14 protein-coding genes are annotated in these 15012 nt (G+C 63.0%); 9 read left to right on the top strand and 5 right to left on the bottom strand.

The window, feature by feature from the left end:
* Positions 1-301: 301 nt before the first annotated feature.
* Positions 302-1183, bottom strand: a complete 882-nt coding sequence (locus tag F6S12_RS04440) for a beta-1,6-N-acetylglucosaminyltransferase (protein ID WP_169893370.1) — start codon at positions 1181-1183, stop codon at positions 302-304.
* A 213-nt stretch (positions 1184-1396) separates the two neighbouring features.
* Positions 1397-1933: a GNAT family N-acetyltransferase gene (locus F6S12_RS04435; protein ID WP_125062888.1), complete on the bottom strand. Its 537-nt coding sequence runs from the start codon at positions 1931-1933 to the stop codon at positions 1397-1399.
* A 254-nt stretch (positions 1934-2187) separates the two neighbouring features.
* Here F6S12_RS04435 and F6S12_RS04430 point away from each other — a divergent pair, with 254 nt between their 5' ends.
* Complete coding sequence (locus tag F6S12_RS04430; protein ID WP_237615563.1) at positions 2188-3108, top strand: hypothetical protein; 921 nt, start codon at positions 2188-2190, stop codon at positions 3106-3108.
* Positions 3109-3208: 100 nt separating this feature from the next.
* On the top strand, positions 3209-3907 hold the full coding sequence (locus F6S12_RS04425; RefSeq protein WP_072444810.1) for a pentapeptide repeat-containing protein: 699 nt from the start codon (positions 3209-3211) through the stop codon (positions 3905-3907).
* Here F6S12_RS04425 and F6S12_RS04420 read toward each other — a convergent pair whose 3' ends face one another.
* Positions 3908-4825, bottom strand: coding sequence for a LysR family transcriptional regulator (locus tag F6S12_RS04420; RefSeq protein ID WP_011060434.1), 918 nt, complete (start codon positions 4823-4825; stop codon positions 3908-3910).
* Positions 4826-4920: 95 nt separating this feature from the next.
* On the opposite strand from F6S12_RS04420, the gene F6S12_RS04415 reads away from it, so the two are divergent.
* The 3 genes from F6S12_RS04415 (at position 4921) to F6S12_RS04405 (ending at position 8312) form a co-directional block, all read left to right on the top strand.
* Positions 4921-6147, top strand: a complete 1227-nt coding sequence (locus tag F6S12_RS04415) for an MFS transporter (protein ID WP_011060435.1) — start codon at positions 4921-4923, stop codon at positions 6145-6147.
* A gap of 2 nt (positions 6148-6149) precedes the next feature.
* Positions 6150-6974: a hypothetical protein gene (locus F6S12_RS04410; RefSeq protein ID WP_152686630.1), complete on the top strand. Its 825-nt coding sequence runs from the start codon at positions 6150-6152 to the stop codon at positions 6972-6974.
* A 102-nt stretch (positions 6975-7076) separates the two neighbouring features.
* Positions 7077-8312, top strand: a complete 1236-nt coding sequence (locus F6S12_RS04405) for an MFS transporter (RefSeq protein WP_011060437.1) — start codon at positions 7077-7079, stop codon at positions 8310-8312.
* A gap of 71 nt (positions 8313-8383) precedes the next feature.
* Here F6S12_RS04405 and F6S12_RS04400 read toward each other — a convergent pair whose 3' ends face one another.
* Entirely contained in the window at positions 8384-9319 is a 936-nt protein-coding gene (locus F6S12_RS04400) for a LysR substrate-binding domain-containing protein (protein ID WP_011060438.1), read from the bottom strand.
* A gap of 166 nt (positions 9320-9485) precedes the next feature.
* Here F6S12_RS04400 and F6S12_RS04395 point away from each other — a divergent pair, with 166 nt between their 5' ends.
* The 4 genes from F6S12_RS04395 (at position 9486) to aepX (ending at position 14065) form a co-directional block, all read left to right on the top strand.
* Positions 9486-10715 (top strand): pyridoxal phosphate-dependent aminotransferase, encoded by a 1230-nt coding sequence (locus tag F6S12_RS04395; protein WP_123430351.1) that lies wholly within the window; start codon positions 9486-9488, stop codon positions 10713-10715.
* 119 nt (positions 10716-10834) lie between these two features.
* The gene (locus tag F6S12_RS04390) at positions 10835-11665 is read left to right on the top strand and encodes a hypothetical protein (protein WP_011060440.1); all 831 of its coding nucleotides are present in this window, start codon (positions 10835-10837) and stop codon (positions 11663-11665) included.
* An 81-nt stretch (positions 11666-11746) separates the two neighbouring features.
* Entirely contained in the window at positions 11747-13132 is a 1386-nt protein-coding gene (fumC, locus tag F6S12_RS04385; RefSeq protein WP_065363498.1) for a class II fumarate hydratase, read from the top strand.
* Positions 13133-13174: 42 nt separating this feature from the next.
* On the top strand, positions 13175-14065 hold the full coding sequence (aepX, locus tag F6S12_RS04380) for a phosphoenolpyruvate mutase (RefSeq protein WP_011060442.1): 891 nt from the start codon (positions 13175-13177) through the stop codon (positions 14063-14065).
* A 352-nt stretch (positions 14066-14417) separates the two neighbouring features.
* Here aepX and F6S12_RS04375 read toward each other — a convergent pair.
* Positions 14418-15012 (bottom strand): efflux transporter outer membrane subunit (locus tag F6S12_RS04375; protein ID WP_315868746.1); only part of this gene is annotated, 595 nt, incomplete at its 5' end.

Here is a 15012-nt window from a genome sequence, read left to right as displayed (position 1 = left end):
CACATCAACGAGGCCTTTTATGTCAGAAGTTTTTTATAATGAAATCAAGCTCTGTTGTGACTTTGTTGCGGACGAACTGTCCGACCTTTGCCTGTCGGGTTACGATCTTTGGCGAGGAGTTTGTGACTGAGCATGCTCTAACGAATTAACCCAAATCTGTCTTTACAGTTGCATTTCAGTGAACAAGTTTGTCCGCCATGCATTGTCAGGCTGTTTTCGGCTAAGGTAGTTTGTGCGATACCAATCACCTCGTAGCAGTTAATTCTGATTTTCTCTCAGGCCCCATGCTCATTTTTTAAAATCATTTGTTAATGAATGACATCATGAACTCCTTGCTGGCATCTTTATGTATCTTTCTAGCTAGGAGCATATTGCTATTTATGATCTTGTCGAAGTCTTCGTTCGTTAGTACTCTTGGGTACTCTGGTCCGCTAACCCAGTCAATGTACCTCATGGCATTGCTTCTTAATTCTTTGTTGTTGTAGATCAAATTGTCATCGCTTGACTTTATGATAGTATGAAAAAAGATTTCATCTGCACAAATTGACTTTTCGAACATCGAAAAATACCAGTCGTGAGAAGAGATGAAATCCAGGATATAGCCAGTGGTATATTCTGTCAGGCCAAACCAATTTGTACCTTTATACATGGTTGGGGTTTTGTAGAGGTTTGAAAAATAGCTCTTGTTTTTAAAGAGATATTCTCTTGTCAGACGATGGAGTACCCTCAAGGCTCTGGATTTTATATCTCTGCTTCGACTGAAAAAAACATCGGTGTACTTATATTTTACCCGCTGGTGAGGGTCGATGTAGGCTCCTCTTTCATCTTGGTAGTGTATGAGGTTGTAGCCTGCATTTTTTGTTAGAAATTCGTTGAATTGGCTGTTTGTTTGTATGGGGATGTCGTCGCCGGACAGTAGGAAGAAGTAATCATATTGATATTTTCTTGAGAATTTCATCAGGTTCAAGGTGGCTTCTATTTGGGAAACCCCTCCCCATTTCACATCAACTCTATCTTCAATTAATATTACATTTTCCTTTTTCAGGAATTCAAAGTCGTGAATTGCGGATTTTTTGTCGACATGGATTAATATAGTGTTGTCATCAAATGATGAGAAATAGTTGACTGTGTGTATTAATGGATTTGTTACTTGGTGGCAGGTTATTGCTAATACTTTTTTCATGTGCATACTCGAAAATCAATAGCTTGCTATCAGACTTGTGTTTGTTCGCGATAAATCTACAAAAGCAAGCTTTATTCCGGTCCTTGTTAGGGAGATAGCAAGCTACCTTCTGCCCGGGTTTTGCTGAATAAAGCGCACTCCGGGCCCTTGTCATGGCCAGGAATAATAACTTTTTCTATCAGAGTTGTAAGGTCATGTCACCCGCGAGAGGGGTTAAAGCTGTTCCTTGAATGCCGCTCGTTCAACCTTGAAAAACAGATTCTCCTGAGTACCGCCATTCACCTGCTTCAGGACGGTGTGCGACAACTGCCCGCCGATTTTCTCCATGGCTCGCTGTGAGCGGATATTCGAACCCGCAACATGGAACCAGACGGTGTCGACCCACTGAAAGGCGTGCCCGAGCATCAGGTACTTGAGTTCCTTGTTGGCACTGCCCCCCCATTTTTCGCGCGCCAGAAAGGTGTAGCCGATGGCAACTTCACGCTGGTCCTCGTTGAACTCGTAGTAGCGGGAGCTGCCTGCAACCTTGCCGCTGTCGCGGTCGATCACGATCAGGGTGCTCCTGGCCGCCAGTGCGTCGTCGAACCATTGGCGAAATACCGGCTCCTGATAGCGGGTCGAGCTTTGGTGCTGAGCCCAGATCAAGGGATCGCAGGCGACGCCATACAGCGCCGCGAAGTCCACGGCCTCAAGTGGGCGCAGTTCAAGTGATTCACCAACGAGCAGGGGCGAGAGGGGCAGCGATTGCATCAGTGGTCTCCAAAGGACGAATGCATCTGTTTCGTTGCGCGAGGCTTGCTGGATGAGCAATATGCTCCGGTTGCATCACGGCTACGCGAGAGCCGGAACCTTAACAAGGCTCTGGCAGGCCTGAATAGCGCGGCACGGCTGCTGTTGGCCGCGAGTATCCCTGATCGGTCTGTGGCGCATCACCTGGTCAACCCCGCGCAATACTCAACAAGAGCGAGAGCGCTCTGAGCACATCAATGGATGGCAATGCGACGATGAAATACCCCATTAGCCTGTTGGCATGCACGCTCTTACTGGCCTCGCCCGCGTGGGCGCAGGGCAAGCGGGTGATTCCGGGCAGCGAGCAGGTCGAGGCGGGTTATCTCTCGTCGCAATTGTTGCTGAAGCCCTGTACGGATGTGACGACGCTGGGCTTCAGCGCGGACGACAGCGCCCTGCACGATGCCGCCGCCGCGCGCCAGGCCTTGCCTGCGGGAACCTGCAACGACGCAGCGCTGGTGGAGAAACTGTTCAAGGCGCGCTTTGTGCAGTACGGCTCGATCACGCAGGTGTTCACCCCGTGGCAATTGGCACGGCAGGTCGACAGGCAGAACCGCGCCATCAGCCGTTGCCCGGATACCCAATGCCTGGGCCGCGAGCTGGATGCAGTGATTGCCGCGCTGGCGCCGGTGTATCTCGGCGCCCGCCGGGCCTGGCCCAGGGGCAAGGGGCTGTGCGCCAGCGAGCCGGTGGACAGCCCGGCGAACCAGGCCCTGGCGGTTCTGGGAGCCGACACCCGTCAGCAGATCAATGCGCAATGCGCACAGGAGGGGGTGATTGCCACAACCTGCCGCGGCCCCCATGGCCAATTGCTGTTCTTGAGCTGTGGCATGAGCGGCAATCAGGTCAACTCAAGCCAATGGCTTTATCGTGCCGGCAAGGCACACGCCGAGCCGCTGTTCGCCGTCGAGGATGGCCCCCTGGGCGTACTGGCGACTTCCTGCAACGGCATGCCCGACCTGATGACCAGTGCACGGGTCAGTGCCGGGGAGCACAACGACACCTTCTACCGGTACGACGGCAAGGCCTATCAGCAGGTGTATTCCTACATCAGCACCTTTGTCGGTATCGATGCCAACGGCAATGACCTGGCCATCGCCCAGGCCGGCGCACTGGCCAAGGTCGCGTGCCGCTAGGGGGCGCGCATTGCTCACAGCGCGCGGCAAAGATCAAGATTGACCTCCCTGGCCGACGCCCAGAAGATGCGGCCCTTCGTATCCAGTCTCGGGAGAGGGCATGCAGGCTCATGACGCTTACTTCACTATCGACGCCGAGGCGCTGCAGGACCGCTCCCTGGCCGAGCTGGCCGCCGGGCAGCCGCTGCCGCTGCGCTGCGCAGGGCTGGACCTGAGCGGCCAGGACCTGTCCCGCATCAGCCTGCCCGGGGCCTGGTTCGAACGCTGCCTGCTGACCGGCGCCGATCTCACCGCGGCCAACCTGATCAATACCCGCTGGACCAGCTGTCGCGGCGGCCAGGCCAACCTGCGTTCTGCAGTGCTTACCGATGCCCGTTTCGAACGCTGTGACCTGAACAACACGCAATGGCAGCGCAGCAAGGTGGCCCATGCAAGCTTCGATGGCTGCAAGCTCACCGGCGCCCACTTCGGCGACGTGTCGGCCCTGGGCCTGAGCTTTTCCGACTGCCTGCTCAACAGCGCCATGCTCTCGGGTATCTCGTTCTACAAGTCGCAGTTGCACAACATCGATTTCAGCGAAGCCGACCTGACCTACTGCGACTTTCGCAAGGCGGTGTTTGTCGACGGCGGCAGCCTGTCCATGGCCCGGGTCAACAATGCCCGCTTCGATGACGCCGACCTGCGTGAAGCCAGCCTGCATGGGCTGCGCCTGGTGGATGCCAAGCTGTTCAAGGGGGCGATCATTTCCCGCAGCCAGGCCGGCATGCTCCTGGCCGGGCTGGGCCTGACCGTGCTCTGACTAGAGCCCGGCCGCTGCGGGTTGGGCTTGCAGCAATTCGTCGAGCACCCCCATGAAGGCTTCCACCAACTGGCTGCGGCCCTGCTTGCGGGTCAGTACCAGCAACTGGGCGGTGGCGCTGGGGTCGGCGAGGGGGCGGTAAGTCACGCCTTTTTTCGCCAGGGTCTGGGTGCAGCGGGGCACCAGGGCAATGCCCTGGCCGGCGGCGACCAGGGCGATGATCGAGGTGATCTGCCGGCCGCTGGGGCCCGGGCGCAATGGCAGGCCGTTGCGTCGGTAGAGTTGTTCGATGGCTTCGTTGAGCCCCGAGCCGTAGTCGGCGGGAAACAGGATCAGCGGATGCTCGCTAAGCTCGGCCAGAGTCACTTGTGCCTGCGCGGCCAGGGGGCTGTCGCTGGAGATCGCCGCCACCAGCGGTTCGTCCCCCAGGGACAGGGACTGGATATCGCTCTGCTCGCTCGGCGGTTGCATGCGGCTCATGCCGATGTCGATGCGCCCGTCGACAATCTGCGACCACTGGCTGACCGAAGCACCTTCCACCAGGGTCAATTGCACGTCCGGGAAGCGTTGGGCGAAGGCCTGGATCGCCTGGCTGAACAGGTCCGAGAGGGCGATGGAACTGGCGTAGCCCAGGGCCAGTTGCCCGGCGCAACCTGCAGCCAGCTTGCCGGCCATGACCTGGGCCAGGTCCACCTGTTCCAGCACGGCCCGGGCGTACGGCAGGAAATGCCGGCCCTGGGCGGTGAGGGTCACGGTGCGGCTGGTGCGGTCGAACAGGCGAAACCCCAGTTCGGTTTCCAGGGCCGAAATCTGCCGCGTCAGCGGCGGTTGCGCCAGGTGCAGGCGCAGGGCGGCGCGACCAAAATGCAGCTCTTCGGCGACCGTCAGAAAATAACGCAACTTGCGTAGATCGAGCATCCTGTTCCCTGGGTATTGATCGGTCGGAATTCGGTATTGGTCTTGGCTTGGCGACGTATTTTATAAAGGCCTTTGGTCATAAAACGAGAGGTTTCATGAATTCGCGTCAGCATTGTGCGCGCATCGCCCTGTTTCTGTGTGGTTGTGCGGCATTTCTCAACCTGTATGCGACCCAGGGCATTCTCCAGGAATTTGCCCAGAGCTTTCAGGTGAGCATCCGGGAAGCCGGCTGGAGCATCACCGTCACCACCCTGGCGGTGGCCCTCACTGCGCCCTTTGTCAGCCGCTTTACCGGGCGTTTCGATCAGCGCCGGGTGATTGTGGTGGCCGCGCTGTTGCTGGCGGTGCCGGCGGGGCTGGCGGCCTATGCCGGCAGTTTTACCCAGCTGCTGGTCTGGCGCCTGGTGGAGGGCATGCTGATCCCGGTGGTGTTCGCCACCAGCGTGGCCTACATCGGCGACCGCTGGAGCGGCGGCACCGTGACCGAAGTCACCAGCCTGTATGTCGCCGGCACCGTGCTGGGCGGCTTTGCCGGGCGTTTTGTCACCGGTTTCATGACCGAATACGTTGGCTGGCGCGAAGCCTTTGCCTTGCTCGCGGGCCTGAGCCTGCTGATCGGGGTGGCCATTCATTTGCTGCTGCCGGCCAACCCGCCCCTGACCGCGCCCCGGGCATCCGGCGGCCTCAGCGCCCTGCGCGAGCTGTGCCGGCGGCCCTTGCTGGCGGCCTACGGCGTGGGCTTCTGCGTGCTGTTCTCGCAAGTGGCCACCTTTACCTACGCCGGGCTCTACCTGAGCCAGGCGCCGTTCGACCTGGGGGCCGCAGCCCTGGGCGCGATCTACAGCGTGTTCCTGCTGGCCCTGGTGGTGATCCCCATCGCCGGGCGCCTGAGCAAGTCGCGGCCCCAGGCCGAGCTGCTGGTGGCCGCGGCGTTGCTCGGGGTCTGCGGTTCGGCCCTGACCCTGCTGCCGTCGCTGTGGCTGATCGTGCTGGGCCTGGCCCTGAGTTCCACCGGAGTGTTCCTGGCCCAGGCCGCCGCCAACTCCTTTACCACCGCCACCGCCCGCCACAACAAGGCCGGCGCCGTGGGCCTGTACCTGACCTGCTACTACCTGGGCGGCAGTTTTGGCGCCGTGGTCCCGGCCCTGCTCTGGAGCCACTGGGGCTGGCAGGGCTGCGTGGCGCTGATCGTGCTGTTCCAACTGCTGTCGCTGCTGATTGCCTGGGGCGGCTGGAAGCCCCTCGAACCCCAAACCCCGGTCGCGGCTCGCGAACCGTCCAACCCGATAGATTCATCATCCAACAAGGAATACGTGAGGTGACCATGAATAACGTACTGACCCGGCAGAGCCAGTTGCTGAAGATTGTCGAACCTGTGTTGAACGACATGCCGGCCAGTGTCTTGAAGCATGCGCTGTTCGAGGCGTTCTGGAGCGAAGAGGGCGCCCTGGTGGACATCGAGCATGCCTTCGAGAAGCTCACCTCCCGTTGCCACGAGCCGGCGGTGCTGCGCAAGTTCTTCGCCAGCTGGTCGAAGACCAACAACTCCGCCACCAGTGTGTCCGGGCTGGCCAACCGCATCACCTTGCTGGCCCGCTCCGGGCAGGGCTCGGAAGCCGCCGACGGCCTGTACCGGGCCTGCGGCAGCCTGCAGCGGATCACCGATGAAGACCTGGGCGCCCTGGGCAATACCCTGCATTCGGACCTGTTCTACAACATGGCCACGCCGATCTGCGGCGATGACCAGTGGCTACTCAAGGAAAACTGCCTGCCCTCGGCCCAGGGCTTCAAGGACTGGACGGATTTTCGCCGCCTGCGTGACCGCGACCTGCTGCAGGGCCTGCTGACCACCCTGATCCACGAGGTCTACACCCACGGCGAAGTGGAGTTCATCCACCCGCTGTACAAGCAGTGGTTCGTCCGCGACATGGGGGTGCCGGCAGAGAAGGCGCGCACCACCGTGGCCTGGGTCACGGTGCACACCGGCGGCACCGAGAGCAATCACTTCGCCCATGCGGTGGCGGCGGTCAACGAGTTCGTCGATGCCATGCAGGTGCGGGTCGACCCGCAGGCCGCGCGGGAAATCTTCGCCGAATACCTGCAGCGCAAGGCTCGGGTAATGCGCGACTGTGCCCAGCTGTTGCGTTGATGGCTCCGGCCCGGCCCCGGCAACGGGGCTTGTGGCTGACCCAGGCTCGCCTATCCTGTTGCTGATTGACCCTTCCTTTTCATTTTGCAGCCTGCCTCGACAATGAATGACCTGAAACATCACGCCTCCCCGGAGGCATTGCCGGCGTCCGATGTGTCGGTGCGCCGCCGTTCCCTGGTGGCCGGTTGCGGCGCCCACGCGGTGCATGACGGCCTGACTGACGTGATCTATGTACTGCTGCCGATCTGGCAGGCGCAGTTCGCCATGAGCTACGCCCAGATCGGCCTGCTGCGCGGCGCCTATTCCGGGATGATGGCCGGCTTCCAGTTGCTGGCCAGCCGTGGAGCCAAGCGCTGGGGACGCGAGCGCCTGCTGGTGGGTGGCACTGCCCTGGCCGGGCTGGCCTACCTGCTGGCGGGGCAGGCCGGGGGGCTGGGGGTGTTGCTCCTGGCGCTGCTGCTGGGCGGCCTGGGGGCCAGTACCCAGCACCCGCTGGCGTCCTCGATCATCACCGACACCCACGAGGCTGGCGGCGGGGTCAAGGAAGCGCTGTCCCAGTACAACTTCGCCGGGGACATCGGCAAGACCCTGATTCCCGGGTTGGTGGGGCTGCTGCTGACCGTGATCAGCTGGCGTGCCAGCGTGACCCTGATCGGCCTCCTGGGGCTGGCCGCTGCGCTGGCGCTGTGGTGGCTGATCCCGTCCCGGGCGGCGACCCTGGCCATGCAGGAAAAGGCGCCGAAGACGGTCAAGGGCCAGGGCTCGGTCGGCGGCCTGCGGGCACTGATCCTCACCGGCACCCTGGACAGTGCGGTACGCATGGGTTTCCTGACCTTCCTGCCGTTCCTGCTCAAGGCCAAGGGCGCCGGCACCGCCGGTATCGGCCTGGCCCTGACCCTGCTGTTCGTCGGTGGCGCTTTCGGCAAGCTGCTGTGCGGTTACCTCGGGGCGCGTATCGGCATGATGAAGACCGTGTGGATCACCGAGTTCACCACCGCCAGCCTGATCGTGCTGGCGGTGTTCCTGCCCTATGTGGGGTTGATGGTGATGCTGCCGCTGCTGGGGCTGGCGCTGAACGGCACCTCGTCGGTGCTCTATGGCGCGGTGCCGGACCTGGCGGGGGCGGGCAAGCGCGAGCAGGCGTTCTCGCTGTTCTACACCGGCACCATCGGCGGCGGGGCACTGGCGCCGGTGCTGTTCGGCAGCCTCGGCGACGTCACCGGGATTCCCCTGGCGGTGATGGCCCTGGCCGCGACCCTGCTGCTGACCCTGCCGCTGTCCTGGTACGTGCAGCGTGGCCTGGACGCCGACGCCCGATCCTTGCCCAGCCCCGGCTGAGGTCCCGCCAATGCCCTGAAAGCGCAGGCCCGGAGCGGGATTGTCCGGGCCTGCTGCTTGCTGGTGGAGCGCTAGCCGCGCAGGCGCCATTCGGGCCCCGCGGCAGGGGCCGGCAGCGGCGCTGCCAGGGTCCTGGCCAGTTCGACGAAGCGCTCCAGGCAGCGCGACCCCAGGGGCGTGCGCCAACTGACCGTCTGTTCCAGCACATAGGGCTCGGCCAGCGGCACATAGACCACCCCGGGACGCTGCAGGGTCGCGGTGTAGTCGGGCACCACGGCCACCCCGCGCTCCGCCGCCACCAGGGACACCAGGGTGGTCATCTGTGACGCCGTGGGCCCCAGGCGCGGGATGATCCCGCTGTGGGCGCAGAGGTCCTCCAGGGCGGTGTTCAGGGCCGATCCGTAGGCGCTGGGAAAGGTCACGAAGGATTCCCCCGCCAGTTCGCAAAACCCCAGGCTGCTCCTGCCGGCGAAGGCGCTGCGCGACGGCACCGCCACCACCAGGGAATCGCGCGAACTCACCAGCGACTGCAAACCGTGGGCCGGCAAGTTGGGCGCCCCCCAGCCAAAGCCGATATCCAGGCTGCCATCGATCAACTGCTGGCGCTGGCTGGCGGTGGACACCTCGCGAAACGCCAGCTCCACCTCCGGCAGGCTGCGGCTGGTGTTACGGATCATCTCGGAGAAAGCGTTGGACAGGGGAATCGAGCTGGCATAGCCGATGACGATACGGCCGATGGCGCCATGGGCGATCTTGCGCGCGGTGGCCTCGGCCTCGCCGACGGCACTGATCACCCCCCGGGCCTGCTGCAGGAACAGTTCGCCCTCCGGGGTCAGGCACACGGTGCGGGTCGAGCGTTCGAACAGGCGGATGCCCAGGCGCGCCTCCAGGGCGGCGATATGCCGGGTTAGCGGCGGTTGGGCGATCCGCAGGCGCAGGGCGGCGCGGCCGAAGTGCAATTCATCGGCAACGGTGACGAAATAACGCAGACGACGGAGCTCTAGCATTTCTTGTTTTTCCAGTATCAATCACGACGCAAACAGTATTGGCCGCTATTTGCGACTGTCATCAGAATGTAAGACGACCAGCCTAGACCAGCTTTCCAGGTTGCCGGGGGCACATGGGTACAGGCTCGGTTCACTCTGTTTTCCGATTGTTTTCGCAGGTATAAAAATGACAAGCAGCGAAGCCACGGCCGTCCGTTTTTCCTTGTCCCAGCGTGCGCTGGGCCTCAGTGCTCCAGGCACCTCGAGCATGCGCAGCAAAGCCAACGCCCTGAAGGAAAGCGGGATCAAGGTGATCAATTTCGCCGCCGGCGAATTGTCCTTCGATGCCTGCGAGGACATGCGCGCCGGGGCCATCGAAGCCATCGCCAATGCGCGCAACCGCTACACCCCGCCCATCGGCCTGCCGGCCCTGCGCGAGAAGCTCGCGCAACGGGTCAGCCAGCGCACCGGGGTGGAGTTCGCCGCCAATGAAGTGGCGGTCACCGCCGGGGCCAAGCAGGCGCTCTACAACGCCTGCATGGTGCTGCTCAACCCCGGGGACGAGGTGATAGTGCCCACCCCGTACTGGGAAACCTTTCCCACCCAGATCCGCCTGGCCGGCGCCACCCCGGTGTGCGTCCAGACCCGCGCCGACCACTACCGGCTGACGGTGGACGCGGTGCGTGGCGCGCTCACCGAGCGCACCCGGATGATCGTCATCAACACCCCCAACAACCCCACCGGCACCGTCTATGAACGCGAGCAACTGCTGGCCATCGCCCAGTTGGCCCAGGAGCGGCAACTGTGGGTGATGTTCGACGAGTGCTATCGCGGCCTGGTGCGCGAAGGCCGCGAGCACCACAACATCCTGGCGCTGTGCCCGGCATTGAAAGGGCAGACGGTGCTGATCGATTCCTTCTCCAAGAGCCAGGCGGTGACCGGCTGGCGGGTCGGCTACGCCTGCGCCCCGGCGCCGGTGATCGCGGCCATGCACAACCTGCAGGGGCACACCACCTCAAACCCCAGCAGCCTGTCCCAGTACGCCGCGCTCAATACCCTGAACGCCGATTCGTCGCACTTTGCCGACCTGGTCAACCCGTTCCTGCAACGCCAGCTGCACGCCGCACGCACCTACCTCGACCGCCTGGAAGGGGTGAGCTATGCGCCGCCGGAAGGCGCCTTCTACCTGTATATCGATGTCTCTTCCCGGCTCGGCGGCTACTACCACGGCGAAGCGGTGCGCGATGTGGATCACCTGGCCGACCTGCTGCTGACCGAGGCGCACATCGCGGTGGTGCCCGGCTCCGGTTGTGGCGACCCCCACTGCATCCGCATTTCCTACGCCGTGGAATATGAGGAACTGATCGAGGGCCTGGGCCGTTTCGCCCAGTTCATCTCGGCGATCGTCATCGACTGAAGCGGCTCCCGGCAGCCCAGCCCCCAGGGGATCAAGCCCGTTCCCGAGCCCGCCGTGGCCCGGGCCGGCGTCGTTCATCTTGTTGTCCGTGAAGTGAAGAACAATTACAGGAGAAAAACATGGAGAGTTCCCGCAAGGCGTTCATCGGCTACGTGCACCAGGCCCTGGTGGATGTCGAGGACCGCAACCTGGTGGAGGCCCTGCTGACGGGCTTTGAAAACCACCCCGACAAGCTGGACGGCTACTGCCTGACCTACCAGCGCATGACCTCGCGCAAGTGGTCCGAGGACTCGCTGTGCACGTTCTTCTGCGGCTGGCGCAGCCCGGATGGCGCGGCCCATGCGGTGTCCAGCATCATCGTGCGGCTGCTGCAGGAGTCCGAGGACCTGCCCGGTGATGACAACAAGCTCAAGCTGCTGGAGGCGGCCCGGCACTGCGGCGAGATCATCGTCGAGGACGTCGGCCTGGGCGAGATGCACGGCCATCCCCACCATTCCAAGCTCTACCACCGCATGGCTTCGGCCATCTGCGGCTCGGACAACTGGCGCCTGCAGGACAAGTACCTGAACCCCATCACCAAGGAGTTCTCCACCTGGGTCGGCGAGAAGCGCCCGCTGGCCCCGAACCTGGTGGAAGCCCTGGAGATGATGGCCCTGACCGAGCTGTTCAACACCGGCGAGTACAACCTGATGACACCACTGTGGAAGAACTGGCTGCGCGAATCCTGCGGTTACCCCGCCGGGGAAGCCAACCGCATCGCCGGCTTCCTCAGCGTTCACTGCGGCGCCGTCGAGGCCCGGCATTTCCGCCACGCCACCGACGCCCTGAAGCTCTACACCCAGGCCACCGGCCAGCAGGTCAACTACCGGCGCATCGCAGCGCTGTCCGATGAGTACGTGCTGCGCGCCTGCCAGCACCTGGAGAAGATGGCCTCCGTACTCAAGGAATAAGCGCCTGCCAACCAGGCCGGGCAGGGCGCCTGCCCGGCACCGCAGGCCGGACCCTCATTCATTTATTGGAGAACTACCCACATGCGTCTTGAATCCGACTCGATGGGTTCCATTTCGGTACCGTCCAACAAGTACTGGGGAGCCCAGACCGAACGCTCCATCCACAACTTCCCCATTGGCCGTGCACGTTTCCAGTGGGGGGCGCCGATGATCCGCAGCATGGGCATCCTGAAGAAGGCCGCGGCCCTGGCCAACCTCAAGCTCGGCGAGCTGCCGGAAGCCATTGCGCTGCCCATCGTCAAGGCGGCGGATGAGGTGATCAGCGGGCAACTGGACGAGCATTTCCCGCTGGTGGTGTTCCAGACCGGTTCCGGCACCCAGTCCAACATGAACGCCAACGAAGTGATCGCCAATCGGGCCATCGAGATGCTCGGCGGCGAGCTGGGCAGCAAGAAGCCGATCCACCCCAACGACCACGTCAACCGTGGCCAGTCGTCCAACGACACCTTCCCCACGGCGATGTACATGGTGGTGGTGACGGAGATCTTCGAAACCCTGCTGCCGGGCGTCTCGGTGCTGCGCGACACGCTGTTCGAGAAGGCCGAGCAGTACCGCGATGTGGTCAAGGTCGGACGCACCCACTTGCAGGACGCCACCCCCATCACCCTGGGCCAGGAGATCGGTGGCTGGGTCGAGCAGATCGACTACGCCTTGGCGGCCATCCAGCACAACCTCACCGGCCTCTACGACCTGGCCATCGGCGGCACGGCGGTGGGCACCGGGCTCAACTCCCATCCGCAGTTCGGCGACGAATGCGCCCGGGTCATCGCCGAGCTCACCGGCTACCCGTTCAAGTCCTGCGCCAACAAGTTCTTCGCCCTGTCGGCCCACGATGCCCTGGTCAACACCTCGGCGGCGATCCGAACCCTGGCCATGGCCCTGATGAAGATCGCCAACGACGTGCGCTGGCTGGCCAGCGGGCCGCGCTGCGGCATCGGCGAGATCGACATTCCAGAGAACGAGCCGGGCTCCTCGATCATGCCGGGCAAGGTCAACCCGACCCAGTGCGAGGCGCTGACCATGGTCTGTACCCAGGTCTTCGGCAACGACGCCACCGTGGCCTTCGCCGGCAGCCAGGGCAATTTCCAGCTCAACGTCTACAAGCCGGTGATGGTGCACAACGTGCTGGAAAGCATCACCTTGCTGGCCGAGTCCTGCCGGGCCTTCAACGACCATTGCGCGGTGGGCATCGAACCGAACCGGGCGCGCATCGAGGCCAATATCGAGAAGAACCTGATGCTGGTGACCGCCCTCAACCGCCACATCGGCTATGACAAGGCCGCGATCATCGCCAAGACCGCCCACCACGAGGGCAAGTCGCTGCGGGAAGTGGCCCAGCAGCTGGGCTATGTCTCGGCGGCGGATTTCGACCGCTACGTGGTGGCCCTGGACATGACCCATCCCTGAGCGAACCCGGTGTTCCCCAACCACAAGAGGCGTGTGAATCCCATGCAGGAAGCTGATATTCGCCGAACCAACCTGAGCCAGTTGCTGCGCCGCAAGCGCTGCCTTCGCGTGCTCGAAGCCCACAGCCCGATCTCCGCCCTGCTGGCGGAGCAATCCAGGCTGGAGCGGGGCAGCGGACCGAGCCTGGTCTACGACGCCATCTGGTCCAGCTCCCTTACCGACTCGACCCACAAGGGCCTGCCGGACATCGAGATCCTCTCGCCGAGCAACCGCTTGCACGGCATCCGCGAGATCTTCGATGTGTGTTCGTTGCCGATGATTTTCGACGGCGATACCGGGGGCAAGGCCGAGCACTTCGCCATCCACGTGAAGATGCTGGACCGGGCCGGGGTCTCGGCGGTGGTGATCGAGGACAAGTGCGGGCTGAAGAAGAACTCGCTGTTCGGCAACGCGGTGAGCCAGCTCCAGGACTCCATCGAGGAGTTCTGCGAAAAGATCCGCGTGGGCTGCGCCAACCGCAGCCACGAGGATCTGCTGATCATCGCCCGTTGTGAAAGCCTGATCCTCGACAAGGGCATGGACGATGCCATCGAGCGCTGCCTGGCCTATGTCGCGGCCGGCGCCGACGGGATCATGATCCACAGCCGCAAGAAGGACGGCCTGGAGATCCTCGAGTTCGCCCGGTTGTTCCGCCGCCACTGCCCGCGTGTGCCGCTGATCTGTGTGCCCACCAGCTACGCTCACTTGAGTTTCGACGAGCTGGAGGGGGCGGGCTTCAACGCGGTGATCTACGCCAACCACATGCTGCGCAGTGCCTACATGGCCATGCGTGATGTGGCGGTGGGGATTCTCGAGCATGGCCGGACCCTGGAGGTGGAGCCGCGGTGCCTGGGCATCGACGAGATCCTCGACCTGGTGCCGGGCACCCGTTAGGCACTCGCGGCCAACCCCCTTCGCAGGGCCGTGGAACGGGCGTGCTTTATCCGATTCCACTCCGAGATTCGGAACGTTCTGAATTCAGAATTTTCCTACAGACGCTGTGGGGGGCGCTGTCTAGACTCGCTCCCCGTTCGCCCGGCCAGCTACCACAGGCAACACGCTGAATGGCGGTGGTTGGTCAGGGCGGGCTGCAACACGGCTGTACCTGCCTGCCCGGTCCATGTTTCGCCTACTGCCCAGGCTGACCGGGTTGGTTCTACAGCGTGGGGCACTCATGGCCCCGGTCCCCACATCCCCCCAACCTCTCATCGCCCCAGCCCCCTGATACCCGGCCATCGCCAGTGGCTCAGGGCAAGGTCTGGGCGCGGGCCAGGCTCGGTGCCTGCGCGCCACCCTCCCAGGCACCACCCAGGGCCCGGAACAGATTTACCTCGGCCAGCAACTGCGCCAGGCGGTCATTGATCAGCCCTTGCTGGGCGCTGAACAGCGAGCGCTGGGCATCGAGGAACACCAGGTTGCTGTCGACGCCGATGCGGTAGCGGTGCTCGGCCAGGTTGTAGTAGTCCTGGCTGGCCTGCACCAGGCTGTGCTGGGCACTCAGTTGCTGCTGGAAGGTCTGGCGCGCGGCCAGGCCGTCGGCGACTTCCTGGAAGGCGGTCTGGATGGCCTTTTCATACTGGGCGACGCTGATGTCCTTCTGCAGCCGGGCGTAATCCAGGCTGGCCCGCAGGCTGCCGGCATTGAAGATCGGCAGGTTGATCTGCGGCTGGAAGGTCCAGGCCCCGGCACCGCCCTTGAACAGCCCGGACAGCTCCTTGCTGGCGCTGCCGGCGTTGGCGGTCAGGCTGACGCTGGGGAAGAACGCTGCACGGGCCGCGCCTATATTGGCGTTGGCGGCCTGCAACTGGTACTCGGCCTGGAGAATGTCCGGGCGCCGCTGC

The organism is Pseudomonas sp. JV245A (assembly GCF_032424515.1).
Classification (GTDB): Bacteria; Pseudomonadota; Gammaproteobacteria; order Pseudomonadales; family Pseudomonadaceae; genus Aquipseudomonas; species Aquipseudomonas protegens.
This window is presented reverse-complemented; position numbering and strand designations above follow the sequence as displayed.